This window comes from Streptomyces sp. S186, from assembly GCF_051603415.1.
Classification (GTDB): Bacteria; Actinomycetota; Actinomycetes; order Streptomycetales; family Streptomycetaceae; genus Streptomyces.
In genome coordinates this window covers 7932735-7955515 of sequence record NZ_CP193932.1, presented here as the reverse complement: position 1 = coordinate 7955515, position 22781 = coordinate 7932735, and the positions used below count along the sequence as shown (strand labels likewise).

Below are 22781 nucleotides of genomic sequence, written 5' to 3'. Positions count from 1 at the left end.
CACGACGCCGGCAACGGCGAGGGGCCGTCCGGCCCCCAGGCAGAGCAGTGCGGAGAGGCTTTGGGCTGGAGCCGGCACCCGGGCCACGTCACCGCGATGGCCCGCGCCAACCGGCAGAACCGTCCGACCGCGGTGAGGATGAGCGGGACAAGAGGGGGAAAGCGAAAGGATCTGATCATGTTCCGTTCGATTGCCACGGTACTGGCCGCTACCGCCTTCACCGGTTTCCTGAGCGCCGGTATAGCCAACGCCGCGCCCGCCCAGCCCCAGGCCCCTGCGGCCGTCACCCAGCAAACGCACGGCAGCGACCACGGCGGCGGTTGCCACAGCCGCGGTGGCGGCGTCGGTGTCGGGGGCGTCGGCAACCCTGACGTCGGCGTCGGCGTCGGCGGCCTCGATGCCTGCGCCACCGTCGGTGTCGGCGGCCTCGGCCCCAACGGTAACGAAGGCGTCGGCGTCGGCGGCATGTAAGGTTCTGGCCGCTGTTCCCTCCCGGCATCCGTCTCGTGCGGGGCCGGGAGGTTGCGGCCGACGACAGGCACCAAGTGACTCCTCATGGTGTTCCCCACCCTCACCAGGCACGTCGCCACAGGGGCACCTTCGCCGCCGGTCAGTGCACCTGTCGCGCCGTCACCGTCAAGTAGCCGACCTTCATGACGCGGCGGTGGTGGGCAACGACAGTCACGGGGTAGCGGCCCGGCTTGAGACCGTCATGGATGGTCGCCGTGTTGAAGTAACGCGGGTCATCGCCGTCTGCGGACTTGCTGTCGTCGCGGTTGAGGCGGAGTGCCCGCGTGAACGCCGGGGAGGTGGCGGTCAGCCGTGTCTCCTCGCCGGGATCCGGGACCGCGTCGTGCCACATGACCGCGACCCGTCCTCCGGGGCTGACCTTGAAGTCGTGCCGATGAGGACTGTCGGCGTAGCCGATGCTCGGATCGTAGAGGTCGGGGCCGTGTGCCTTGCCGAGGTAGTCGGCGTCGCCGGGGCGGGCTGCGCGGACCGTCAGGCGCTTCTCGGCGATGCGGTGGCCGTGCGGGCCGTACAGCGCGAAGGTGTACTCACCGTCCGCGAGACCGGGTGCGAGCTCCGCCCTGGCCGAGAACGCCCGGGGGTTGTAGAAGTCGTTCCGCTCGTCGTGGACGAGACGGACGGGCCGGTGCAGTGCGGCGGACCGTACGGTGAAGTCGGTGCCCCGCTCACCGGGGTACAGATCATCGAAGTTCAGCCACAGCGGCTCACCGGGCCGCGCCACGTCCGACTCGAACGTCATGGTGAAGGAAGGGCGCTCGGAACGCAGGACGTGGATCCTGTCACGGGCGACGATGCGGCCTGCGACGGAGACCTCCAGCGGGTACCAGCCGGCCTTGTCCGTCATCGCGAGCGCGCGCGTGGCGCCGTAGGAGTCGTCGTCCTGCCACCACAGCCGTACGGGCCCGCTGAACGCCGGCGAATGGGCGGTCACCGCGTCATGGCCCTGAGCGCGGGAGATGAAGTCAAGCCGGATGCTCACCAGTTGGCCGGGGCGCGCGTCGAGATTGCCCGCCAGCTCCAACACGGGCTTGAAGGGCTTGCCGGTGAGCGCACCGTCGCGGTTGCCCGCGGTCTTCTCCGCAGCCTCGTGCTTGTCCGCAGCCTCATGCGCCTTGTGGGCAGACGCACCCGAGCCCTGCGCCGCTGCCCCGCTCGCGCTCGCCGCATGGGCGCACCCGCACAGCGCGAGACCGGCCGCCGCAAGCCCCACCAGCCTGGTCCAGTCCATCGTCTCCCCCATGTAGTTGGTCACAGGAAGAGATGACGGGGTGGCGCTGTCGGTTGTCTGGGGTAGTACTGTCAGTTGTCGACGTTGCTCCCCAAGGTCATGGTCGGGGCACCGTTGCAAAAGCCGCCGGAGCAGCGGAGCGTCGGAGCGAGGAAGTGACGCTGCGCGACGGTAGCCTCCGATCTCGTGGATCTTGGTCTGGCAGGACGAGTAATCGTGGTGACCGGCGGCAGTTCCGGGATCGGCCAGGCCACCATCGGACTACTCCTGGCCGAAGGCGCCCAGGTGGCGACGTGCGCCCGGGACGGGGAACGGCTCCAGCGGGTCTGGAACGGACACCAGGCACACCTGCACCTGGCGGCGTGCGACGTTCGCGATGTGTCCGGGGTTGACGACTTCATCCACGCGACGGCCGAGCGGTTCGGTCGGATCGATGCCGTGGTGGCCAACGCAGGAGAGGGGACCCTGAGCACCTTCGGGGAGGCAACGCCGGAACGCTGGCTCGCCGACCTGGAGGGGAAGGTGCTGGGCGCCGTACACCCGGTGCGCGCCGCACTGCCGTGGCTGCGGCGCTCCGACGCGGGTCGCGTGGTGCTGATCAGCGGGCTGATTTCACGCGAACCCGAGCCCACACTGGTCACGGCGAGTGCGGCCCGTGCCGCGCTCGCCAACCTGGCTCGCTCCATGGCGACCGAACTCGCGGACGACGAAGTCCTGGTGAACACCGTCAGCCTGGGCATCATCGACACACCGCGGCAACGCGTCATCCACGCGTCGTCGGGCAGCACTGCCTCCTACGAGGAATGGGCCGCCGACTGGGCCCGGCGCCGGGGAGTGCCCCTTGCACGAATGGGACGTCCGGATGAGGTCGCCCCGGTCATCGCCCTGCTGGCCTCGCCCCTGGCCTCGTACGTCAGCGGCGCCGATGTCACCGTGGCAGGCGGCGCGGGGCGCTCCGTGCACTGACCATCTCAGCCCGCTGCCACCGCCCATGACGACCAGAACACGGCCGCGAGCGTCGTGCCTGTTTGCGCGCCAGCGTCCCGTACCGCTCGCGCCAGCTCGGCCTGGGCGCGCAGCGCGTGCGGAGCCCAGGGACGCCGGGAGCTTCGGCGGCCGTGTCCAACGCACCGGGGTGCCGCACCCCCGGGCACACCCGGCCCACGCACGTCGATCTCGTGCTCGCGCGTCTTTGACCAGCACGTTTCCGTGATAACTCTATGCAACAGCCGCGCGCTCCAGACATGTCGCAGCCACACACTGAAAAGCTCATCAAGGGAGCCATTACATGAAGACCCAGGCATCGACCCAGGCATCCAAGTCACCGGGCCCGGCACGCAAGTTCCGGGCCCTCGCCCCCATGGTGCTCGACCTGGTCATCCCCGTCGCGGGCTTCTACGTACTGCACCAGTTGGCCGGCCTCAGCCAGGTCTGGGCGCTGACCCTCGCCGGCGCGGCGGGCGGCGTGTGGACGCTGATCCACACCATTCAGCGGCGCAAACTCGACGTCATCGGCCTGCTCGTCGTCCTCGAAATGGCGCTGACCGTCGCCTTGCTGTTCATATCCGACGATCCGCGCCTGATCGCCGCCAAGCCGTCCTTCTACACCCTGCTCGCCGCCGTCTACCTGCTCCTCACCTGTGTCGCCGGGCGGCCCCTGGTCTATGTGGCGGCCACCCCGATGGCGACCGACGGCGACCCCGACCGCACCGTCGCCTATGAGCAGGCGTGGGAGCGCTCGCAGCCGTTCCGCGCTCGTGAGCGCATGGTGACGGCGGCGTTCGGGCTCGCCGCACTGGTCGACGCCGTGCTGCGCGTGATCGTCGTCTACAGCTTCGACGTCGACAAGTTCAATGAGTCGTTCCTGCTGTCCCAACTGCCGGGCATCGTGCTGATCGTCGCCGTGCTGCTGTTCACCAAGTCCCAGATCAAGGTGCTGCACGGGCTCGTCGACGAGGTCCACGATCAACTGGCCGCCGAAGGTGTCATCGGCCCGCGCCCCGACGCCGGCCGGCACGCCGCCTCAGCACCGAACGAGGCCACACGATGAGTACGAGTACGCGCGTGAGCATCGCCTGCACCCTCATCCACTACCGCGCGTACTGACCGCCCCCTCACCCCGCGGCGTTCAAGATCATGAAGTTCTCGGGGTGCGGGACGGGGATGAATCCAGCCTTCGCGTAGACCTCGTGCGCGTCGCGCGTCGAAGGAGCACACGCTTCAGCCGATACGGGGCGAGGTGGTCGCGAACCGCCGTGGCAAGCCAGGTCCCAAGTCCCTTGCCACGGTGGGCAGGAGCGACGTAGACGTCACACAGCCAGGCGAAGGTGGCGCGATCGGTGACCACACGGACATAGGCGACCTGTCGTGCCACATGAGATGTGCTCGACGAACCGACTGCGGCCCCAGACCTTCCCCGCGGCGGGGCGGGCAGCACGACACCGGTCAGCCGGACGGTCGCGTACTCTGCGCCAGCCGCAGCGCGGTGGCCGGCCCACCGGCCGGCGACGTGGTTGGTGCAGTCCGCCACCGGCAAGCGCCAGGCTCAGGGCCGGGGCCAGGATCCGGCAGGTCGCCGGCGACGACACCATGCAAGTCGCCCCGCGCTACTGAGGTCAGTTGGCGGTCCGCGACCTACGGGCCCGGAGCCAGCGGCTGCGTGCAGCCACGACACCCAGCCCGAGCGCCACCAGGTGCCCGGCGTCGGCCAGTTCCTGGTTGATCGCCCATGCCGCCGCGAGGAGGGCGGCGAGTATCGGCAAGCCGTAGCGCCGGGAGCGTCTACTGCCCAAGGACAGCAGGCAAGCGATGGTGGCCACCAGGCCGTAGCTGATTCCGACATCTCGGGCGCGAGAAAGCGCACCCGGCAGATGCGCGAGCCGCATCAGCCACATGACGCCTTCGGTGACCAGGGTCGCCGCCACGTGTCCGAAGAGGAACACACCCATGCCGCGTACGCTGCCCCAGCGCCACTCGGCCAGTCCGAGTGCGGCGGCCACTGCACCGATGCCGAGCAATACGGGGACGCCGTCGACCACCAGGCCGCTGGTGAGCAGGGTCCACCACTTGCCGACTTCGAGGTGGTGCACATTGCTGCTGTTGTGGCGTATGAAGCGCGCTTGCTCGCGGAACGGTTGGAGAGCCAGCCAGGCGGCGGTGGCGACGAGCAGTGTGACGTACACCGTGGTCGCGGGCAGCCCCCGGACCATGGTCCACGGCCGCAATGCCACGTGCTTCAGTGTCATTCCCTCCCCCGCCGCCCCGTCGAACCACTCCCGGAATTATCCGCATCGCTGCCGGAATTATCCTCAAATCGATATACAGCTTAGCTCAGGCATCCGTCACAGCGCATAAAGGGCCATGCGGGCCCTCAACTCTGCGGCACACCTACGACGCCCAGGTCACCCTGGGCGCCGGCAGCCGCTGCCGAAGCCGGTGGGACGTCCGCTACGGCACGGCCTCCTCGTCCGCTACCTGGGGGCGGTGCGTGGCGACTGTGGGATGTCGCGCGGGCCTGCCCCGAGCGCGTCGGCGCACAGTTGGGCGAACCACCGCAGCCCCGGGACCATCAGCAGCCAGCCCAGCACCGCCCACCCCAGGTGGAGATGGTTGAGCATCCGGCCGAGCGCGGCGATGCCCTCGGCCCGGACGGCGCCGTCGTCCGTCTCGTACGTCATCCGGCGCAGTCGTTGCGGGTGCCGCTCGGCCGGTACGAGTTCCAGCGCCACGGGCCGTCGGCGGGCGATCCAGCGTCCGAACTGGCTGCACGGGCCGCAGGTTTCGGCGACGTACAGTCGGGCGCGGGCGCTGCCGGGCCAGGGCCGGAGACTGGGCAGCCAGGCCGGTACCGCGGCCCGGTAGGCGGTCCAGGGCTCGCCGTAGGTCTCGCGCATCCGGCCGCCTTCGTGCCAGGCGGCGAGGCCGGCGCCGTAGGCGAAGGCCGCGGCGGCCCCGGCCAGCAGCCGTGCGTCGCGGGCCAGCAGGCCGAGCAAGGCATAGAAGAGGAAGACCGACAGCTGCATCGGGTTGCGGACGTAGGCGTACGGTCCGCTGGTGACGAGCCGGCGCGGTGGGTCGTAGGGCAACGGGGTCCCGCCGCCGCGCTGGACGAACTCGCGTACCGCGACGGCACCGAGCAGCAGTGGCACGGCGAGGAGCTGCCCGGAGACCGCCCAGCCGGTGCGGCCGCCGGGCGGCGCGGGCCGGACGAGTGCGAGCGGCAGGGCGAGCATCAGTGCGCCGCTGAGCAGCATCTGGGCGCCCGCGCGCAGAGCCAGGCGCCGCTGGTGCACCGTCCAGCGGGCGAGCAGGAGCCCAGGCACGAGGGCGACCGCCACGGCGACCGCCTCACCGACGAGCCAGCCGTCGCCGAGCCGCACGACGGGTGCGGCAAGCGGCATCGCCGCCAGATCGAACCAGGCCAACCCCGCGGTGAGCAGCGGCAGTGCGATCCGGTCCGCGCCGGCGAGGACGGGGAGCGTGCCCCAAAGGATCGCCCAGCCGAGGAGGAGGTCGAGCGGGAGCCCGGCGACCGAGCCACCGTCGACGTGGAAGGTCCACCAGGCCCGATCGATGGCGAGGAGGTTGACCGCGGGGAGCCAGGCCACGTTCCAGGCGGTCGCCAGTATCGCCGCGGCGAGCGTCCGCCGGCCCGGTGGCCTGCGGAGCGCGGCGGCACCGGTGGCGAGGAGCGGGCCGAACAGGCAGGCGGCGCGAATGAGCGCCGGATCGGCTTCGGGAAGAATGGTCAGAACGGTCATCGGGTGCTGGTGCCGGCCGGCGCGGAGGAGGACGTGGCGGCCTGCGCGGTGGGGTGGGAGTGGGAGAAGGTGTCGGAGAGGTAGGCCGCCGCCTGTTCCATCCCGTACTGCTGGATCGGGCCGAAGTACCAACCGGGGTCGAAGGTGCGGCGGTAGTGCAGGGTCCAGGTGACCTCGGTGCGTCCCTCGGCGGCCGGCCGCCAGGTCACCTCGGCCGATCGGAGGTCCAGCCAGCGGGCAAGGGTGGTGTCGTGGGTGACGGCGAAGCGGACGTGGCCCGGGGTGTGCTCGGCGACGGCCAGGCGCATGGAGCGCGGCGTGGGGTGCGACCCGATGCCCAGTGACCGGTGCGGGTTGAAGGCGATCTCCCGGTGGGCGCCGACTCCCAGGCCCACGCCCTCGGAGTGCTGTGGCCGGGGGAAGGGGATCTGCAGGAACACGGGCTCGGGCGCGGCGAAGTGGGGCGGCGCGGCGAGGGTCCGCTCGAACTGTGCGGGGTTCATCGCCACGGTGCGGGTTACGGCGGCGGTGCCGTCCCGCGGGAGTTCGTAGGCGCCGGTGCCTTCCAGGGCGAGGAGCGCGATGAGCGGCACCGTCGCGAAGGCGTGCGCGCGCCCGCCCCGGCCTTTGCGCGCCCGGCGGCGGGCGAGGTCCACGGGCGCGGCGATGATCACGGCCAGCAGATAGAACAGCGGCGCCGCCATGACCAGGCAGATGATGCCCTCGTCGAGCAGCGGTCCGGCGAGCGCCAGGCCGATGGTCACGGCGGCGAGGGCGGTGCCGGTGACGCTCTTGGGCCGGGCGCCGACGGCCACGGCGAGCGCGATGAATGCGGGCAGGCCCACGTAGAAGAGCGCGGTCTGCTCCAGGTGCCCGGCGTGCAGCACCTTGTAGAGCAGCATCGCCGCGAACAGCACCACCAGGACTCCGACCAGTTGCCGGCGGGCCCGTGTCATGGGCCTGCGTTCCGGTGTCTCGTCCATCGTCTCCACCCTGCCTTTCCCTCAGTCCACTCGTTCATCGACTCATTCATCGACTGATTTAACCAGTCGATTAAACCCTATGATGAAGACACCAGCGAGAGGACGGTCGATGACGACGGGCAACAACAGCGAGGAAGCCCCTGCGGGAACGCAGGGCACCGGGGGCGCGAAGCGGGCGAAGGAGTCGAAGGCGGCCGGCGGCGCCGCGGCGACGAAGGACCGGCTGATCGAGGCGGCCACCGCCGTCCTGAAGAACCAGGGCTACGCCGGAACGAGCGCCCGGACCATCGCCAAGGAGGCCGGCGTCAACTCGGCGCTCGTCTTCTACCACTTCGGCGGCGTCGATCAGCTGCTGCTCGCCGCCCTCGACCGTTCCTCCGCCGAGCGGATGGCGCAGCACCGCGCCACGGTCGCCAAGGTCCACACCCTGGAGGAACTGGCCGACGCCGCCACCCGCATCTACCGGGACGACCTCGACGGCGGCCACATCACGCTCTTCTCGGAGCTGGTGGCCGCCGCAGTGGCCAAGCCCGAACTGCGCGAGCCGGTGTCGGAACGGGCCGAGCCATGGCTCGCCTTCATCGAGGCGACCCTCGACCGCGTCATCGGCGGCACCCCACTGGCCCGTCTCACCCCGCCCCGCGACCTGGCGAACGCGGCGATCACCTTCTATCTCGGCGTCAACCTCTTCACGGTCCTGGACGCCGACCGGTCGCGCACCGACTCGGTGTTCGCGATGGCCCAACGGCTCGCCCCGCGCGCCAAACTGCTCACCCTGCGGATGCCGCGGCGCCGACCACGGGGGGATGCCTGAGGCGCTTGTGACGGATCCGGGCCTTCACTGCGATCGACCGGCCCAGGTCAAAGAACCGTGGTCAAGGAACCGTGGCCATAGAACCGTACTCACGGGAATCGCTTCGCGATCGCCTCCGTGATCGCATCCGGCGCCTGTTCCTGAATGAAGTGCCGCGCGCGTGGCAGCTCGACTACGTCGAGATCGGCGAAGGCGGCACGCATTCGCGGGATGCAGGCGTTCGGACGGAACACCATGTCCCGCATTCCCCACACCAGCAGGGCCGGTTTGTCGCCGAGCAAGGCGGGCACGTCTCGGGCGAGTTGGTCCAGTAGAGGGCGTGCGGCACGAATTTCTTTGGGCATCGCGGCAAGTCCGCGCCGGGCTTCCGCGGTGGGCTGCACCTTTCGATAGTGATCGGCCTCAGCCGCGTTGATCTTGTGACCCAGCTCTGCGAGCAGGACGCGCTCAACGAGGAAATTCTCTTCGAGAATCCGCCGTTGCATCGGACGGCTGCTCATGATCACGCCGAACGCCCGATTAGCCATCGCTTCGGTCGGCCAGAACAGGGTGTTGCCCAGCACGATCCCCCTCACCCGGTCCGCGCGCGTGGTGACCGCGCCCAGACCGACGGGTCCGCCCCAGTCCTGTCCCATCAGAACGAAGCCGTCGAGCCGCAGGTGATCGATCAACTCGCCGAGGACCGCGGTGTGTTCGGCGATGGTGTAGCCGAAACCCGCAGGGCGTTCGGACAGCCCAAAACCCAGATAGTCGACGGCGATACACCGATACCGGTCGCGCAGGTCCTTCACGATGTGGCGGTACAGAAAACTCCACGCCGGAGCGCCATGACAGAAAAGGAGCGGCGGGCCGGTGCCCTCGTCGACGTAGTGAACCCGGCCGACGGACGAGTCGAACCAGCGCGACTCGAAAGGGTACAAGCTCCTGTCGGGAACGAAGTCGACCAGCATCGGGCCCTCCCCCTGATCCAGGACTACGTGCGTAGTGCCCTGCAGATACTACATGTGTAGTACCCGAGTGCACGGGCACAGCGGGCGGTACGCCGGCAACAATGTCCGGGGAGAGCAACCGAGCAGGCCCGGCCCGCTCACCGGAGTTCTGGTGGGAGGGTCATGCGGAGGGCTGCGGTGACGGTGGCGACGGCCGGGTGGTTGGCGGCGCCCGCGCGGTGGACGGTGCGGGTGCGGCGGGACATCGCCAGTCGCGTGAGGGTGAGGCCCGGTGGTGGGGCGGTGGCGCCGAGGTGGGGAACAAGAGCGACGCCCTGACCGAGGGCGACCAGGGCCAGGACGGTCGCGAAGTCGTCGACCTCGTGGCGTACACGAGGGGTGAAGCCGGCTGCCTGGCAGGCCCGTACGGTCATGGTGCGGCAGAGCCTGCCGGGCGGAGCGGTGATCCATGGGCTGGTGGCGTGGTCGGCCAACGAGCTCGGCGTGCGTGCCGCCAGGTACATCGGTTCGGTGAACAACTCCTGTCCGGTCAGGCCGGGCTGCGGCTCGGCGGGGACGAAGTCGTACTCGTGCACCAGGGCCAGGTCGAGGTCTCCGGCTCGTAGCGCCGCGGCCACACCGGCCGGATCGACGTCGGTCACCCGTGCCTCCAGCGCGGGGTGTTCGCGGGCGAGCGCGGCCAAGGCGGCCGGGATGATCGCGTGGGTCGCGGACGGGTAGCTTCCGATCCGTACGGGGCCGGCCAATCCGTCGCGGACGGCTGCGAGTTCGGCGTCCGCCCGTTCCAGGCGCTCCAGCAGGTCCTCGGTGTGCCGGACCAGGTTCTGCCCGGCCGGGGTCAGCGCGACCCGGCGGCCGGTGCGCTGCAGCAAGGACACTCCGGTCTCGCGTTCCAGCACGGACAGTTGTTGGGAGACCGCGGACGGGCTGAAGGACAGCGCCTCGGCAACGGCGGCGATGGTGCCCCGGTGTGCGAGTTCCCGGAGCAGACGCAGGCGGCGAACGTCAAGCATCAGCTCAGCTTACGAGCACCATCGATAATGTGTGCTGGACCTGTGCAGTACCGGTCGCCATGCTCAAGGGCATGGAACTGCACGGCATTTACGTACCGCTGGTGACACCCTTTGCCGAGGATGGAGCGGTCGCGCTCGACGCGTTGGAACTACTGGCCCACTCGGTGCTGGCGGAGGGCGCCGCCGGGCTGGTCGCGCTGGGCACGACGGGGGAGCCTGCCGCGCTCTCGCCGAAGGAAAAGCTCCAGGTGGTGGAGGTCTGTGCCCGAGTGTGCCGGGAACACAGAGCGACGCTGATCGTAGGCGCCGGGGGCAGCGACACCAGGCAGAGTGCGGTAGCGCTGGCCGAACTGGCGGGCGTCGCGGACGCCGCGCTGGTCCCCGTACCGCCGTTCGTCCGGCCCTCGGAGGACGGGGTGCTCGCGCACTTCGCCCACCTCGCGGAGCGGAGCCCGGTACCGCTGGTGATCTATCACATCCCGCACCGGACCGGTCAGGCACTCGGAGCGGGCACGCTGCGCCGGCTGTGCCGGTTGCCCGGGGTCATCGGGGCCAAGCTCGCAACGGGCAAGGTGCTGGACCACGACACCGTCGAGCTGTTGGGCGACCTGCCGCCCGGCGTCGCCGTACTGGCCGGGGAAGACCCCTTCCTCGTCCCGCTGCTCGCCCTCGGGGCCACAGGCGGCATTCTCGCCTCGGCACACCTGGCCACCGCGCGCTTCGTCGAACTGCTCGATGACTGGGAAACGGGAGATCTGGCGCATGGCCGCCCCCTCGGTCATCGGCTGGCGGAACTGTCCCAGGCGGTCTTCGCCGAGCCCAATCCCGCGGTGGTGAAGGCAGTACTGGCGGCTGAGGGGCGGATTCCGACACCGTCGGTCCGGCTGCCGCTGCTGCCGGCGAGCGAGACCGCAACGGCCCGGGCACTGGCTCGCCTCGGCGCGCTCGCCGCATGACATCAGCACAACCGCCGGACGGGAGCGGGCCAGTCTGCTTGGATCGCGACATGATCAGCAAAGACACGATCAGCAAAGACACACGGAAGATCGGGATCCTGCTGTTCCCCGACGTCGAGGAGCTCGATGCCGTCGGACCGTGGGAGGTCCTGTCGTACTGGACACGCAACTTCGCCGAGGACGGGTGGCAGGTGTTCTGTTTCTCCGCCGACGGCAATCCCGTGACCTGCGCGAAGGGGCTCACCCTCGCGGCTCATCATGCGAGGGGCGACATGCCGGCCCTGGACGTACTGGTCCATCCCGGCGGCCGCGGTACTCGTCCGCAGCTCAACGACGACACACACCTGGAATGGGTACGTTCCCAGCGGCGATCGGTTCCCCTGATGACAAGTGTCTGCACCGGCTCGCTGGTCTTCGCGGCGGCCGGGTTGCTGGCAGGGCGAGCGGCAACCACACATTGGGCGTCATTGGACCGGCTCGCGGAGCTCGACCCGACGATCGACGTGCGGGCCGACGAGCGGTTCGTCGACGAGGGCGACGTGGTCACCTCCGCGGGGATTTCGGCAGGCATCGACATGGCGCTGCACCTGGTTGCCCGACTGGCGTCGTCAGAGCGGGCGCGTGAGGTGCGACGCGGCATCCAGTACGACCCGCAACCACCGGTGTGAGCAGCCCCGGCTTCGCTAGGGCGTGTCCGATGGGTCAGGGCCGGGGCCGCGACGCCTGGCACGGCACCTCGCCGCGTTGCCGAACCGTCCCGATAGCTCCGCTATCAGGCCGCTCCGGCGCCTTGCGATGCACCGCACCAGACGCCCCGGCCTATCCGCCCCTGACCCATCGGACACGCCCTAACACCGGACCGGCCAGCCACTCTGGCGGATGATGCTGTCGGCGGACACCCAGCCCGCGTCCTTCGTCCCGCCGATGCGGACGTAGAGCCACTTGTGGCCGTAGGAGTTCTCGACGGAGCAGTGGAACCACAGCTTCGTGCCGGACTTGGCCGCGGCCACGGAGGAGCAGGCCATGTAGGGCCCCGTCAGGAGGCGGTGATCGCCGGACAGGTAGCCGTACGTTCCCGGCTCCGGGTCATGGTGGCTCCAGCCGCTGCAAGTCGTCGACACCGAAGTGGGCTTGGCCGAAGGAGAAGCGGATGTGCTCGGCGTGGCACTGGGCTTGGCCGACGCCGACGGGGAGGTGGAAGAGGGAGAGGTCGAACTGGACGGACTTCCCGGGCCCGTGGACGGCGAGGGGCCCGGGGAGTTCACGCCGTCGACCACTCCGCGGCCGCTCGGCTGACCGCTGCCTGCCGGGGAGCTGGTTCCTGGGGCTGCCTGCGGCTCGTCACCGTCCGCCGCGCCGTGCGGGCCGGTCAGCGCGTACGTGACGCCGCCTCCCGCGAGCACGGCGAGCGCAGCTGCCGCCGCGATGAGGGCACGACGTGGGCGCCGGCCGTGGCTGGCGGTGGCGGGGACGCCGCCAGGAGCGTAGCCCGCGGTCGGCACGCCGGACTGCGGAACGGGTCGCGGGCCGGACGGCGGATAGCCGGTGTGCGGAGGCTGCGCGGAGGAGGGGTGGAACGGCGGCGCAGCACCGAATCCAGGCGGCGGCACCGGGGCGGCAGCCTGGGACGGTGCCGGGGCGACGGGCGGGGCCGGGGCGACGGGCTGCGCCGGCGTAGAGGTGGGGCCGAGGGGGACCGGCGGCGCGAGGTTCATCGTCGTGCCCACGGCCGCCGCCCGCTGCAGCATCTCGCGCGCCTGCTCGGCCGTGGGCCGGTTCTCCGGCTCCTTCGCCATCAGCGCCCGCAGTACCGGCGTCAGCGGCCCCGCGCGCCGGGGCTCCGGCAGCGGCTCGGTGACGATCGCCGACAAGGTGGACCACACGGACGTGCGGCGGAACGGCGATGTGCCCTCCACCGCCGAGTACAGCGTCATGCCGAGCGACCAGATGTCCGACGCGGGGCTGGGCGCCGTGCCCTGCGCCCGCTCCGGCGGCAGGTAGTCGAGGGAGCCGACGAGCTGACCGCTCTGGGTCAGCTTGGCCATGGCCTCGTCACCGGAGGCATCCATGCTGGCGATGCCGAAATCGGTGAGCACGACCCGGCCGCCGTGCTCCAGCAGCACGTTCCCCGGCTTGACGTCCCGGTGCAGTACCCCCACCCGGTGCGCGGCGTCGAGCGCGTCCATCAGCTTGGCGCCGATCTCCGCCGCCTCGTGCGGCGGCAGCGTGCCGCGCTCCGTCAGTACCTCGTCGAGCGACGGTCCGTCGACGAGTTCCATGACGATGACGGGCAGGCCCTGCTCCTCGGTCACGTCGTGCACGGTGACCACGCCGCTGTGCCGGATACGGGCGGCGGCCTGCGCCTCCCGCTGCATCCGGGTCCGCAGATCGAGCAGCTCGGGCGCGGAGGCGTCGGTGAAGGCCCGCAGGACCTTGACGGCGACCTCGCGGTTCAGCAGTTGGTCCACAGCCCGGGCGACCACGCCCATGCCGCCCCGCCCGATTGTCGCGGTCACCCGGTAGCGGCCCCCGAGAACCTTTCCTATCAGTTCCTCGCCGCTCGCTTTCCCGGCCGTCACCGCACGCTCCGTTCCGCCACCGCTCATCGCCGTTCGTCGTTCACACCTGGCGCCCCAGAGTAAAGGCTGGCAGGCACCGGAGCGGACACCGGGAGGGGTCGCACAGCGGTGCCCCCTGGCCGGCCTCGCGGGCCTGGGGAGGGGGACGGACCCGAGGGAGACCACCGGGGAAGACCGAGGACCCACCGGAGAGGGATGATGCCTGGCGGCACCGCATCGACGTTCCGCGAGAGAGAAGGCGCCCCGCATGACTGATCCGGCCGCTGAACAGGAGCACCCGAGCCCGCCGCCCGCCGCCCCGGAAGCAGCGGAAAGCGCGGTGTGGCTGAGAGGGCATCTACTGGAGATCGCCTCCGCGCTGCGTCCGGACCACCGCCCGGTGGTGGTCCGTGAGTGGAGCGACCCGGTACGGCTCCGTGACCCCGCACCCATCGGTCACCGCTTCCTGTGCCTTGTCTGTGTCGGTGGGAACGCGCGCCCGTCGTCCCCCGGTTTCGACGACGCCCTCAACGCCTTCACCGCGGCCGGCTGGAGAGCGGACGTACACGATGGAGGCCATCCCGGGGAGAGCTGGGCGACGGCCCGCCGTGACGGTTACCGGGTCAAGGTCTACGAGGGCGGCGGTCCCGGAATCCTGACGTTCACCGGCTGGACACCGGTCCTGTACACAGACACCGAACGGCAGCCGGTCCAACCGCACTTCACGCTCAGCACGGTGCCTGCCGACGAGGTGTTGTGCGATGACTGCCATGGCTGGGGCGTGTGCCTGGACTGTGAAGGCAGGGCCTACAGCGGCGGCAGCGGCGGATATGGGCGGTGCTGGTGTGTCGGCAACAACGCCGGGCCGGGCAAGTGCGTGGAATGCGCCGGGCGGGGTGTCCTCTCCTCCGCGGCGATGTCGTGGAAGCGGAAGCAGTACGGACTGCCCGAGGCCGACAGCGACGAGGCTGTCCGGCAGTCGCCGGCCGAGGACGGTCACGACTCCCACCTCAACGCGTTCACCGAGGTCAGCCAACGGACTTGCGCGTGCGGGGAGTTCCGCTGCTTCTGGCGCAACATCCTTACCCAGGCCGGCGACCACCTCCTCGCCCGGTTCGTCGGCACCTGCCAGGGGTGTGCTGCGCGGCGCGCCTATGCGTTCAGGCTCCCCCTGTCATGAGGCGGCACCGAGCTCCCTCGTCGTACTACGGGCGGCGCGGTACAGCACGTTCGGACGCAGTGGCCCTTCGGGCGCGGTGGGGTCGTCGAAGTCGTCGGCCGGGTCCCGGGTCATGCCGATCCGGCGCATCACCGCCTGTGAACGGAGGTTGGTGGCCGTTGTCACGGCGAGGATCTCGTACCTCGTCCAAGCCCGCGAAGCCGATGAACTCGCCCGTGGCCCGCACCTCAACCGCCCACCATCCGTATCCCCGCTGGTCGAACTCGGCCTGGAACCGTGCCACGGACGCATCGCTCTGTTCGCGGGTCAGCAGATCGAGCCATGCTGCCCGGCCAACGTGACCTCCGGCCGCAGGGCAATCCCTTTTCTGCACCCCACAGTCGCGCGCGACCCAGCTTGCCGGTTTCCGGGACGACCTCACCATTGCACCTCTGTGGAGGGCCGGCGCACCTCGAAGTGGAAGCACCCGTATTCCAGTGCCCGGACGTGTACGAGCACCACGTCCGGATCGTTGAACGCGTCGTCGAAGGCTGCATCGAAGCCGTCCGTGGCGTCGGCCGGAATCTCCAGAAGGCGGCCACCTGCGATATGGCCCCGGGCGTCGTAGCGACGCACGGTACGCAGGGCACCCGGTCGGGCGAAGGGGTAGTTCTCGCCGGGAGTGAAGCCACCGCAGTCATCGGCGTGGATGAAGATGGGCCCCTGTTCGTCGTACGCGCCCGGATCTGCCCCCTTCGCGGCGGCCCAGCGACGCAACGGGGCATACGAAACGAGGGCGATCCGCTCGCCGAGCGTGATGGGGCGCAGGCAGCAGCGCAGCGGCGAGCCGGCGTCGTCGGGAGTCGCGATGTACGGGGCGCAGGGGCGACCCGCGTCGTCGGCAATCCGCAGTTCCTTGAGAACGGTCGCGTCAACGGGGAGCACGGTGTACCTGGTCATGTACCCATGCTGGACGGACGGGCGTGTGCTTGCTGGCGGGAAACGGACGCCACGTACGTTCGGCGGTCCTCCCGCCATCGGCAGAGGCGTGCTGCACGCCTCTGCCGCGACGGATCGCCGAGCGTGCCATCCTGCCCCGTCAGACCTCCGGGATCTTGGCGGGCGGGCACTCCCTGTCCCGCTGCCCGGCGAGCGCCTCGCGTGCTTGCCGGTGCCATCCACCCCGAGCAAGCCGCTGCTCTTCGAATCTGTCTGAATGTTGGGCCGATTCAGGCGATGTGAGCCTTGGTTACTTACGACCTCGCGCAGGCGTTCATCGACGGCGAGCTTGTTCCGCCAGCTCCACCCGGAGATCTTGATCACCCATGCGGGTGAGGTTCCGGAAACTCCCGGTCAAGTGGGCCCGGCCCTTGATGGAGTGGAGATCTCGGGGGCCCTTTGACAGTTGACGCCAGGCATCGAAAGTTCCCTGATACTCCCTGACGAACCTGACACCCCCTGACGAAGTAGACACCTGACGAAATAGACACAGCGCCACCGAGGAGTGGCAGGCAGGCCGACACGCCCCCGAACTGCCCTGCCACGCCTCCCCCAGGCAGTCGAGAACTCATCAATTCATGGCAAGGGAGCATGCGATGGCAGCCATGCGGGAGCCGGTCGGTTCGCCTCGGGCGGCCGACTGCTCCGTCGGCCCGTACACGGGGATCTCCGTCGCAGTGGTGGACCAGGCCCTGGTCATCCGGCGGGGTATCCCTACGATGTTCGCCGCCACCCCCGAGATCCGATCGGTTCGGTGTTTCTCGGAGGTACCGACGGTCAGCGAGTTGTCCGGTTACGACGTGCTCCTCCTCGGTCTCCATTCGAGCCGGGATCTGGGCCTGCTCCGACTGGCCCATGACCTGGCCGTCGTCTGCCGCCTGGTCCTGCTGTGCACGTCGGTCACCACGGCAGCCGCTCTGGCCCTGCTGGATGCCGGGGCCGACGGCTATCTGACGACAGACGCCGACGCGCACGTCTTCCGGGAGGCCGTGCTGCGGGTCGCTCGCGGCCACACCTACCTGTACCGACCGGTGGCGGACCTGATCCGCGACAACAGCCGGCCGGTCACCCCGAAACTGGCGCCGCGGGAGGCGGAGTTACTCGGCTACCTGGCCATCGGCTTCACCCACGCGCAGGCAGCCCGGCGGATGGGCGTGGCCGTCGGCACGGTGGAGACCTACGTACGCCGCATTCGAACGAAGTGCGCCGTCTCCGGGCCGATGCGCCTGGCCCGGGTCGCCAGGGAGGCGAGGCTTCAGCTGATGCTCGACTGCCAGGATCGTTGACGGCGGTCAAGTCCCTGTTTTCAGGACGTCCCGGCGCGACCTCATTCCAAGGCGTTTTCGCCCCAACCGCTTGCATGTATACCCGACTTCGGCCGCATCACGGAGGCAACGGGATTCGGCGGGCACCCGACAGGCACTCGACGGGCACCCGAGGGTCACTCGCCCGACCGAATGCGGTCGCTCCCCGCTCCGCGTGCGCACTGACAAGTCCCCAGTTACATGGACTCGCTCTCAATCGGCCATACAGATAATCATGTTGGCGCCCGGCCAAAGGCTGCGGCGACCTTTGGGGGCTGATTCCGTTGGACCTGGCGGCGTTCTACCTCGCACACTGTCTGGCCGATCCGGACTTCTACGACACCGCGGAGCTCTGGGACGACTCGGCGAGCCGCTTCGCGCTGACCAGTGCGGAGCTGCCCGGCGGATGGCACCGCTCCGAGCAGGGACTGTGGGTGCTGCAACTCCCGCCCGGCCATCGGCTTCCCGAGCAGGGCTGGAAGGTCCACGTCTCGGCGGGCCTGGACAACGCCGAGGAGGTGCTGGGCGCGGTGTGGGACCACTGCGTCGAGCGCCGGATCGCATTCAAGTTCCTGCGCAGCCGGCAGGTCCTGCAACTCACCAACGCCAAATACGCCGACCGCGGCTCCAGCGGGAAGTTCTGTGCGATCTACCCGTCCTCCGACGAAGAGCTGTCACGGGTGCTCAACGAGCTGGGCGAGGTGCTCGATGGCCAGCCCGGCCCGTACGTCCTCAGTGACCTGCGGTGGCGCGACGGTCCCCTGTTCGTACGGTACGGCGCCTTCCAGCACCGCACCTGTCGCGGCGAGTCCGGCGAGCCGGTCCCCGCGCTGACCGATCCGAGGACCGGCCGGCTGGTCCCGGACCTCCGAGGGCCGTCCTTCCGGATAGCGCCGTGGGTCGAACCGCTCCCCTTCCTGGCCGAAATGATGGCGGCGCGCGACAACGGCGGCGGCACTTTCCCGTACCAGGTGCGGAAGGCGTTGCACTTCTCCAACGCGGGCGGTGTCTATCTCGCGACCGATCCGCACACCGGCCGGAACGTGGTGCTGAAGGAGGCCCGGCCGCTGGCCGGGTTGGACACCGACGGGGTGGACGCGGTGACGCGCCTCCGACACGAGCGCGCCGTCCTCGACCAGCTCGCCGGACTGGCCGTGGTCCCCCGCGTTCTCGGTCACTTCACCTGCTGGGAACACCACTTCCTGGTCGAGGAGTACATCGAAGGGGAGCCCCTGACCAGGGAGGCCGCGCGCCGGCATCCGCACCTCAAGCCGGAGCCCTCGCCCCGGGAGATCGCGGACTTCACCGCCTGGGTGACGGAGGTCATCGGGAAGGTGCGCGCCGCGTTGCGCGCGATCCACTCCCGGGGCGTCGTGGTGGGCGACGTGCACCCCGCCAACATCCTGTTGCGCCCGGACGGCGGCATCGCCCTGATCGACTTCGAGCTGGCGCTGCCCAACGGCACGGCGGAACGCCCGCCGCTGGGCGCACCCGGGTTCGTCCCCCCAACGGGCTGTACCGGCCCGGCCATCGACCACTACGGGCTCGCCGCCAGCGCGCTGTGGGTCTTCTTTTCCATGGCGCCCGTGCTTCAGAGCCGGCACCCCGGAAAGACCGAACTCTTCCTCCGGGTTCTGGCCGACCACTTCGGAGTCTCCAACTCCTTCCTCGCCGACTTGCGCCGCGACCTTCGGTCTGAGGACCTTCGGCCTGAGGACGAGACCTCCGGCACGACGGCCGGCCACGGGCACCGTACCGGCGTCCAGGCACTCGGCGATCCGAAGCCCGAGGACTGGACGCACCTGCGGCGGTCCCTCGCCGAGGGCATCCTGGCGACAGCCACCCCGCAGCGATCCGACCGGCTCTTCCCAGGCGACGTAGAGCAGTTCCGCACCGGCGGGCTCAACATCTCCCACGGCGCGGCCGGTGTACTGCTCGCCCTGGCCGAGGCCGGTGTCCCGCCCGACCCCGAGCACGTCGACTGGCTGATCCGCGCGGTGGACCGCTGGGAGACACCACAGCCCGGCTTCTACGACGGACTGCACGGAATCGCCTACGTCCTCGACCGGTTGGGCCGTCGCGACGCCGCGCTGTCCACCCTGGGCCGCGCGGTGGACCTGAGGGAAACCGAGCCGCCTCTCGCCGGCCTCCACTCCGGGCTCGCCGGAATGGGACTGAACCTGCTGCACTTCGGCGCCGCGGACGCCGACTGCCTGCGCCGGGCCCTGGCGATCGCCGACCGACTGGCCGCCGACGTACGCACCGGCGCACTGGGCCCGGACCGGCCCACCGCCGCCGGGCTGATGTTCGGGGCGACCGGCGTCGCGCTGTTCTTCCTCCACTGCTTCCGCGCCACCGCGGACCCTGAGCTCCTCGAACTGGCGGGGGCCGCTCTGCACCGGGACCTGGCCGACTGCGAAACCGGCCCCGACAACACCTTGCAGGTCCGCGAGCGGAACCGGCTGATGCCTCATCTCGCCATCGGCACCGCCGGCATGGCCCCCGTGCTGGGCGAGCTGCTCCGGGAACGCGACGACGCACCGCTCGCCGTCGCGTACGAGCGGATCCGTCGTACCTGCCGGGCCGAGTCCGGAATCTTCCCCGGACTGTTCACCGGCCACGCCGGAGTGATGGCGTCCGCGGCGGCCACCGGCCCCACGTCCGCCCTGGACGATCCCGCCGTTCGGAAGCACCTGCGCCGACTGTCCTGGTACGCCGAGCTCCGCCGCGGACGGCTGGTCTTCCCGGGCGAGCAGCTGTACCGGTTCTCCACGGACCTGGCGACCGGCGCGGCCGGTGTACTGCTCGCCCTCACCGCGGTCTTCGACGACCGCCGCGACTTTCTGCCCTTCCTGCCGGCGGACGCCTCCGCGCCCCGGCAGACACCGACCTGCGACCCCGCAGGAACTACGGCTGGAAGGAGGTGAACCGCCATGGCCATGATCCTTGAGCTGCAGGAGCTGGAGACCCCGCAGGGCCCCTCGCTCGCCCCGAGCAACGTGCTGAGCACGCTCCTGCACGGCGAGACCACCTGTCTGTGAAGCGTCACACGACGCACTACGCGGCGCCCAACGGTACGCACCGCGTGAAGCGTCGGTGATCACAGATCCGCTGGGTGGGGCAGGCCATCACCTCGCCCCACCCAGTTGGCTGCCATCGCCACCGGACGCATTCGGTGGCCCGAGCTGCCCTGAGACCAGTTCGCTTCGCCCCGCCCCCGGCTCCTCCGCTCTCCCCGATCCAGCCCTACGGAGGCCGCTCGTGCCTGACCGGTTCCGGTTCCCGCCCACACCGCTTCGCCCGGAGTCCAACGAGATCGGCGGGATCGGCTTCACGGATCCGTACCAGTGGCTGGAGGAGGACAGTCGCGCCACGCTCGCCTGGGCGGCGGCGCAGGACCGGTTCGCCCGCGACCTGCTGCACACCGATCCGCCCTGGCGTCTGGCGCGCGATACCGCCCGACGGTTCAACGCCAGTGCACTGACCCACCGTCCTCCGGAACTCCACGGTCGCCGCTGGTTCATGGAACACGTACCCGAGGACCACGGGCTTCCGGTGCTCGATGTCGCCGAGGCCCCTGACGTACCGGACACGGACGCACCTCGGGTGCCGGCGACCCCGGCATCGGCCCGTCGTGTGCTGGATCTCGCGGTGGAGCTCGCCGAGTCACCCCCGTACGAGCCGGCCAGCATGCTGTGGCAGCCGTCGCCGGACGGCGAGATGCTCGCCTACCAGGTCTCCGGCCCTGGGCGGAAACCGCTCTTCCGGGTCCGCGACGTGGATTCCGGGGAGATCCTGGTCGACGGGTTGCCGGAGACCGGCATCTGCCGGGTCGGCTGGCTGCCCGACGGCCGGCGGTTCTTCGTCGTGGTCATCGACCGGGAACGGTTGGACCGGTGCCGGGGCGTCTTCCAGGTCGATCTCACGGCATCCGGCTCGACGCCGGCCATCTGCCGCGAGGACCTTCCACCGGAGTTCCCCGCCCGCGGGGTGAGTGTCTCCCCCGAGGGGCGGTGGGCGCTGGCGCACGGCCCCGGCAGGCCGTACTACGTACGCGACCTTGCGGCGCCCGCCGCCCCGTGGCGACCGTTCCTCCGGGACTCACGTTCGGTCTTCCGCGGCGCCCTCGTCGGCGACGAGTTCATCGCGGTGACCGATGACGGCGCACCGCGCGGCAGGGTCGTCGCCCTCCCGTTGCCCGGCCCGGCGACGGACCCGGCCGTCTGGCGCGAACTCGTCCCACCCGGTGACTCGATCCTGTTCTCCCTCACCCCGGTGGGCCCGGACCTGGTCCTGTCCGAGCACGCGAACGGCGCCACCCGGCTGCGCCGGATCTCCGCCCAGGGCGCTCCGCTGGGCGAAATCCCGCTGCCGGAACCGGGGATGGCATGGCCGGGAAGCGGCCGGGACGGCGGACTGGTCACGCCGGCCGGCAACGGATGCACCTTCGCCTTCTCCTCACTCACCCGGTCTCCGGCGGCCTATCGCTACGATCTGGCCACCGAGACCCTGCTGCCGCTCACGAAGCCGCGCGTCGTCGTCCCGGATGCGGTGACCCTTAGGGGAACGGCACGCAGCGCCGACGGAACCGCCATCCCGTACCAGATCGTCTCCCGCGCCGGCGTCGACCTCAGCGTGCCGCAGCCCCTGATCATCAGCGGCTACGGCGCCCTGAACATCGCCTGGCTGCCGGCCTACCTGTTCGCCCTGCCCGCGGCCTGGGTCGAGCTGGGCGGCGTCTACGTCCACGCGCATCTGCGCGGCGGCGGCGAGTTCGGTACCGACTGGTGGCGCGCGGCCCGCCGCGGCACCAAGCAGCGCACCTTCGACGATCTGCATGCGGTGGCCACCGACCTGATCCGCCGCGGCCACACCGCACAGAGTCGGCTCGGCGTCTTCGGCTACTCGATCAGCGCCCTGACCGCAGTCGTCGCAGTCACCCAGCGACCCGATCTGTACCGGGCGTGCGTGGCCGCGCTTCCCGTACTGGACCTGCTGCGCTGCAAGCGGGACCAGGTCACCATGGCGGACATCGTGTCCGTGGACTTCGGGGACCCGGACGACCCCGGCGACGCGGCCGTCCTGCACCGCTACTCCCCTTACCACCAGGTGCGCGACGGCGTCGACTACCCGGCCGTCCTTCTCGACTGCGGCTCCGCCAACCGCAGCTGCCCCGCCTGGCACGCCCGCAAGATGGCAGCCCGCCTGCAACGGGCCACGTCCTCACCGCACCCGGTACTGCTGCGCACCCGGCAGGCCGGACACACCGTGGAGACCTCCCCGGAGGACGCACTCCTGCGCGAGTCCGAACACCTCGCCTTCATGATCCGCGAACTCGGCCTGGCCATCGCATAGTTGCCGACTACGCCTGCTCCGACGCCTCGGAGCGGGGTCACCTGACCGTGCGTCCTTGAACCCGTACCCGGCGGACCACCACCTCCTTGCCCAGGGACGGGCGGCGGCATCGAGCCCCGAGACGCATCCGCTGGTTCAGTACCTGGTTGCCAATTGCCGATACAGGAGCCG

The 22781-nt window shown here is 70.3% G+C and carries 19 protein-coding genes and 2 pseudogenes; 11 read left to right on the top strand and 10 right to left on the bottom strand.

Annotated elements, in window-relative coordinates; all coding sequences use genetic code 11:
• Window positions 1–177: 177 nt before the first annotated feature.
• The gene (locus ACRAS8_RS34710) at window positions 178–471 is read left to right on the top strand and encodes a hypothetical protein (RefSeq protein WP_438490006.1); all 294 of its coding nucleotides are present in this window, start codon (window positions 178–180) and stop codon (window positions 469–471) included.
• Window positions 472–610: 139 nt separating this feature from the next.
• Here ACRAS8_RS34710 and ACRAS8_RS34705 read toward each other — a convergent pair whose 3' ends face one another.
• Window positions 611–1783, bottom strand: a complete 1173-nt coding sequence (locus ACRAS8_RS34705) for a hypothetical protein (protein ID WP_438490005.1) — start codon at window positions 1781–1783, stop codon at window positions 611–613.
• A 162-nt stretch (window positions 1784–1945) separates the two neighbouring features.
• Here ACRAS8_RS34705 and ACRAS8_RS34700 point away from each other — a divergent pair, with 162 nt between their 5' ends.
• Together ACRAS8_RS34700 and ACRAS8_RS34695 are read left to right on the top strand one after the other, a co-directional pair.
• Entirely contained in the window at window positions 1946–2725 is a 780-nt protein-coding gene (locus ACRAS8_RS34700) for an SDR family oxidoreductase (protein ID WP_438490004.1), read from the top strand.
• A gap of 322 nt (window positions 2726–3047) precedes the next feature.
• Window positions 3048–3809, top strand: coding sequence for a VC0807 family protein (locus tag ACRAS8_RS34695; RefSeq protein WP_438490003.1), 762 nt, complete (start codon window positions 3048–3050; stop codon window positions 3807–3809).
• A 64-nt stretch (window positions 3810–3873) separates the two neighbouring features.
• Here ACRAS8_RS34695 and ACRAS8_RS34690 read toward each other — a convergent pair.
• The 4 genes and pseudogenes from ACRAS8_RS34690 to ACRAS8_RS34675 all read right to left on the bottom strand — a co-directional run.
• A pseudogene (locus ACRAS8_RS34690) lies at window positions 3874–4124 on the bottom strand (GNAT family N-acetyltransferase); the annotation flags it as partial.
• A 250-nt stretch (window positions 4125–4374) separates the two neighbouring features.
• Window positions 4375–5004, bottom strand: a complete 630-nt coding sequence (locus ACRAS8_RS34685; RefSeq protein WP_438490002.1) for a rhomboid-like protein — start codon at window positions 5002–5004, stop codon at window positions 4375–4377.
• 225 nt (window positions 5005–5229) lie between these two features.
• Window positions 5230–6519 (bottom strand): methyltransferase family protein, encoded by a 1290-nt coding sequence (locus ACRAS8_RS34680; RefSeq protein WP_438490001.1) that lies wholly within the window; start codon window positions 6517–6519, stop codon window positions 5230–5232.
• The gene (locus ACRAS8_RS34675) at window positions 6516–7502 is read right to left on the bottom strand and encodes a hypothetical protein (RefSeq protein WP_438490000.1); all 987 of its coding nucleotides are present in this window, start codon (window positions 7500–7502) and stop codon (window positions 6516–6518) included. The genes ACRAS8_RS34680 and ACRAS8_RS34675 overlap by 4 nt, the downstream gene beginning before the upstream one ends.
• Window positions 7503–7611: 109 nt before the next feature.
• Here ACRAS8_RS34675 and ACRAS8_RS34670 point away from each other — a divergent pair, with 109 nt between their 5' ends.
• The gene (locus ACRAS8_RS34670) at window positions 7612–8316 is read left to right on the top strand and encodes a TetR/AcrR family transcriptional regulator (RefSeq protein WP_438489999.1); all 705 of its coding nucleotides are present in this window, start codon (window positions 7612–7614) and stop codon (window positions 8314–8316) included.
• 89 nt (window positions 8317–8405) lie between these two features.
• Here the strand turns inward: ACRAS8_RS34670 and ACRAS8_RS34665 are convergent, their stop codons facing one another.
• Both ACRAS8_RS34665 and ACRAS8_RS34660 read right to left on the bottom strand, forming a co-directional pair.
• On the bottom strand, window positions 8406–9266 hold the full coding sequence (locus ACRAS8_RS34665; RefSeq protein WP_438489998.1) for a haloalkane dehalogenase: 861 nt from the start codon (window positions 9264–9266) through the stop codon (window positions 8406–8408).
• 137 nt (window positions 9267–9403) lie between these two features.
• Window positions 9404–10279: a LysR family transcriptional regulator gene (locus tag ACRAS8_RS34660; RefSeq protein WP_438489997.1), complete on the bottom strand. Its 876-nt coding sequence runs from the start codon at window positions 10277–10279 to the stop codon at window positions 9404–9406.
• Window positions 10280–10338: 59 nt separating this feature from the next.
• On the opposite strand from ACRAS8_RS34660, the gene ACRAS8_RS34655 reads away from it, so the two are divergent.
• Both ACRAS8_RS34655 and ACRAS8_RS34650 read left to right on the top strand, forming a co-directional pair.
• Window positions 10339–11235, top strand: coding sequence for a 4-hydroxy-tetrahydrodipicolinate synthase family protein (locus ACRAS8_RS34655; RefSeq protein WP_438490681.1), 897 nt, complete (start codon window positions 10339–10341; stop codon window positions 11233–11235).
• Between the two features lie 50 nt (window positions 11236–11285).
• Entirely contained in the window at window positions 11286–11903 is a 618-nt protein-coding gene (locus ACRAS8_RS34650; protein ID WP_438489996.1) for a DJ-1/PfpI family protein, read from the top strand.
• A gap of 180 nt (window positions 11904–12083) precedes the next feature.
• Here the strand turns inward: ACRAS8_RS34650 and ACRAS8_RS34645 are convergent, their stop codons facing one another.
• Window positions 12084–13841, bottom strand: coding sequence for a serine/threonine-protein kinase (locus tag ACRAS8_RS34645; RefSeq protein WP_438489995.1), 1758 nt, complete (start codon window positions 13839–13841; stop codon window positions 12084–12086).
• A gap of 220 nt (window positions 13842–14061) precedes the next feature.
• Here ACRAS8_RS34645 and ACRAS8_RS34640 point away from each other — a divergent pair, with 220 nt between their 5' ends.
• Window positions 14062–14973, top strand: coding sequence for a hypothetical protein (locus ACRAS8_RS34640; protein ID WP_438489994.1), 912 nt, complete (start codon window positions 14062–14064; stop codon window positions 14971–14973).
• Here ACRAS8_RS34640 and ACRAS8_RS34635 read toward each other — a convergent pair.
• Window positions 14968–15397: pseudogene (locus ACRAS8_RS34635) on the bottom strand (GNAT family N-acetyltransferase). The gene ACRAS8_RS34640 and the pseudogene ACRAS8_RS34635 sit on opposite strands and share 6 nt — an antisense overlap.
• Window positions 15391–15912, bottom strand: coding sequence for a DUF1203 domain-containing protein (locus ACRAS8_RS34630; RefSeq protein WP_438489993.1), 522 nt, complete (start codon window positions 15910–15912; stop codon window positions 15391–15393). The pseudogene ACRAS8_RS34635 and the gene ACRAS8_RS34630 overlap by 7 nt, the downstream one beginning before the upstream one ends.
• A gap of 635 nt (window positions 15913–16547) precedes the next feature.
• On the opposite strand from ACRAS8_RS34630, the gene ACRAS8_RS34625 reads away from it, so the two are divergent.
• The 4 genes from ACRAS8_RS34625 to ACRAS8_RS34610 all read left to right on the top strand — a co-directional run bounded on the left by ACRAS8_RS34625 (window position 16548) and on the right by ACRAS8_RS34610 (window position 22610).
• Window positions 16548–17237: a response regulator transcription factor gene (locus ACRAS8_RS34625; protein ID WP_438489992.1), complete on the top strand. Its 690-nt coding sequence runs from the start codon at window positions 16548–16550 to the stop codon at window positions 17235–17237.
• A gap of 302 nt (window positions 17238–17539) precedes the next feature.
• On the top strand, window positions 17540–20182 hold the full coding sequence (gene lanKC, locus ACRAS8_RS34620; RefSeq protein ID WP_438489991.1) for a class III lanthionine synthetase LanKC: 2643 nt from the start codon (window positions 17540–17542) through the stop codon (window positions 20180–20182).
• A gap of 6 nt (window positions 20183–20188) precedes the next feature.
• Window positions 20189–20296: a noursin family copper-binding tricyclic lanthipeptide gene (norA, locus tag ACRAS8_RS34615; RefSeq protein ID WP_438489990.1), complete on the top strand. Its 108-nt coding sequence runs from the start codon at window positions 20189–20191 to the stop codon at window positions 20294–20296.
• A 220-nt stretch (window positions 20297–20516) separates the two neighbouring features.
• Window positions 20517–22610 carry a prolyl oligopeptidase family serine peptidase gene (locus ACRAS8_RS34610; protein WP_438489989.1) on the top strand — a complete coding sequence of 698 codons (2094 nt, stop codon included), beginning with the start codon at window positions 20517–20519 and terminating at the stop codon, window positions 22608–22610.
• Window positions 22611–22781: the final 171 nt, after the last annotated feature.

What these genes read in the sequence shown, in the direction of transcription:
- ACRAS8_RS34710 (WP_438490006.1), top strand. Translation starts at nt 178, where the DNA reads ATGTTCCGTTCGATTGCCACGGTACTGGCCGCTACCGCCTTCACCGGT.
- ACRAS8_RS34695 (WP_438490003.1), top strand. Translation starts at nt 3,048, where the DNA reads ATGAAGACCCAGGCATCGACCCAGGCATCCAAGTCACCGGGCCCGGCA.
- ACRAS8_RS34685 (WP_438490002.1), bottom strand. Translation starts at nt 5,004, where the DNA reads ATGACACTGAAGCACGTGGCATTGCGGCCGTGGACCATGGTCCGGGGG.
- ACRAS8_RS34680 (WP_438490001.1), bottom strand. Translation starts at nt 6,519, where the DNA reads ATGACCGTTCTGACCATTCTTCCCGAAGCCGATCCGGCGCTCATTCGC.
- ACRAS8_RS34675 (WP_438490000.1), bottom strand. Translation starts at nt 7,502, where the DNA reads ATGGACGAGACACCGGAACGCAGGCCCATGACACGGGCCCGCCGGCAA.
- ACRAS8_RS34670 (WP_438489999.1), top strand. Translation starts at nt 7,612, where the DNA reads ATGACGACGGGCAACAACAGCGAGGAAGCCCCTGCGGGAACGCAGGGC.
- ACRAS8_RS34665 (WP_438489998.1), bottom strand. Translation starts at nt 9,266, where the DNA reads ATGCTGGTCGACTTCGTTCCCGACAGGAGCTTGTACCCTTTCGAGTCG.
- ACRAS8_RS34660 (WP_438489997.1), bottom strand. Translation starts at nt 10,279, where the DNA reads ATGCTTGACGTTCGCCGCCTGCGTCTGCTCCGGGAACTCGCACACCGG.
- ACRAS8_RS34655 (WP_438490681.1), top strand. Translation starts at nt 10,339, where the DNA reads ATGCTCAAGGGCATGGAACTGCACGGCATTTACGTACCGCTGGTGACA.
- ACRAS8_RS34650 (WP_438489996.1), top strand. Translation starts at nt 11,286, where the DNA reads ATGATCAGCAAAGACACGATCAGCAAAGACACACGGAAGATCGGGATC.
- ACRAS8_RS34645 (WP_438489995.1), bottom strand. Translation starts at nt 13,841, where the DNA reads ATGAGCGGTGGCGGAACGGAGCGTGCGGTGACGGCCGGGAAAGCGAGC.
- ACRAS8_RS34640 (WP_438489994.1), top strand. Translation starts at nt 14,062, where the DNA reads ATGACTGATCCGGCCGCTGAACAGGAGCACCCGAGCCCGCCGCCCGCC.
- ACRAS8_RS34630 (WP_438489993.1), bottom strand. Translation starts at nt 15,912, where the DNA reads ATGACCAGGTACACCGTGCTCCCCGTTGACGCGACCGTTCTCAAGGAA.
- ACRAS8_RS34625 (WP_438489992.1), top strand. Translation starts at nt 16,548, where the DNA reads ATGGCAGCCATGCGGGAGCCGGTCGGTTCGCCTCGGGCGGCCGACTGC.
- norA (WP_438489990.1), top strand. Translation starts at nt 20,189, where the DNA reads ATGGCCATGATCCTTGAGCTGCAGGAGCTGGAGACCCCGCAGGGCCCC.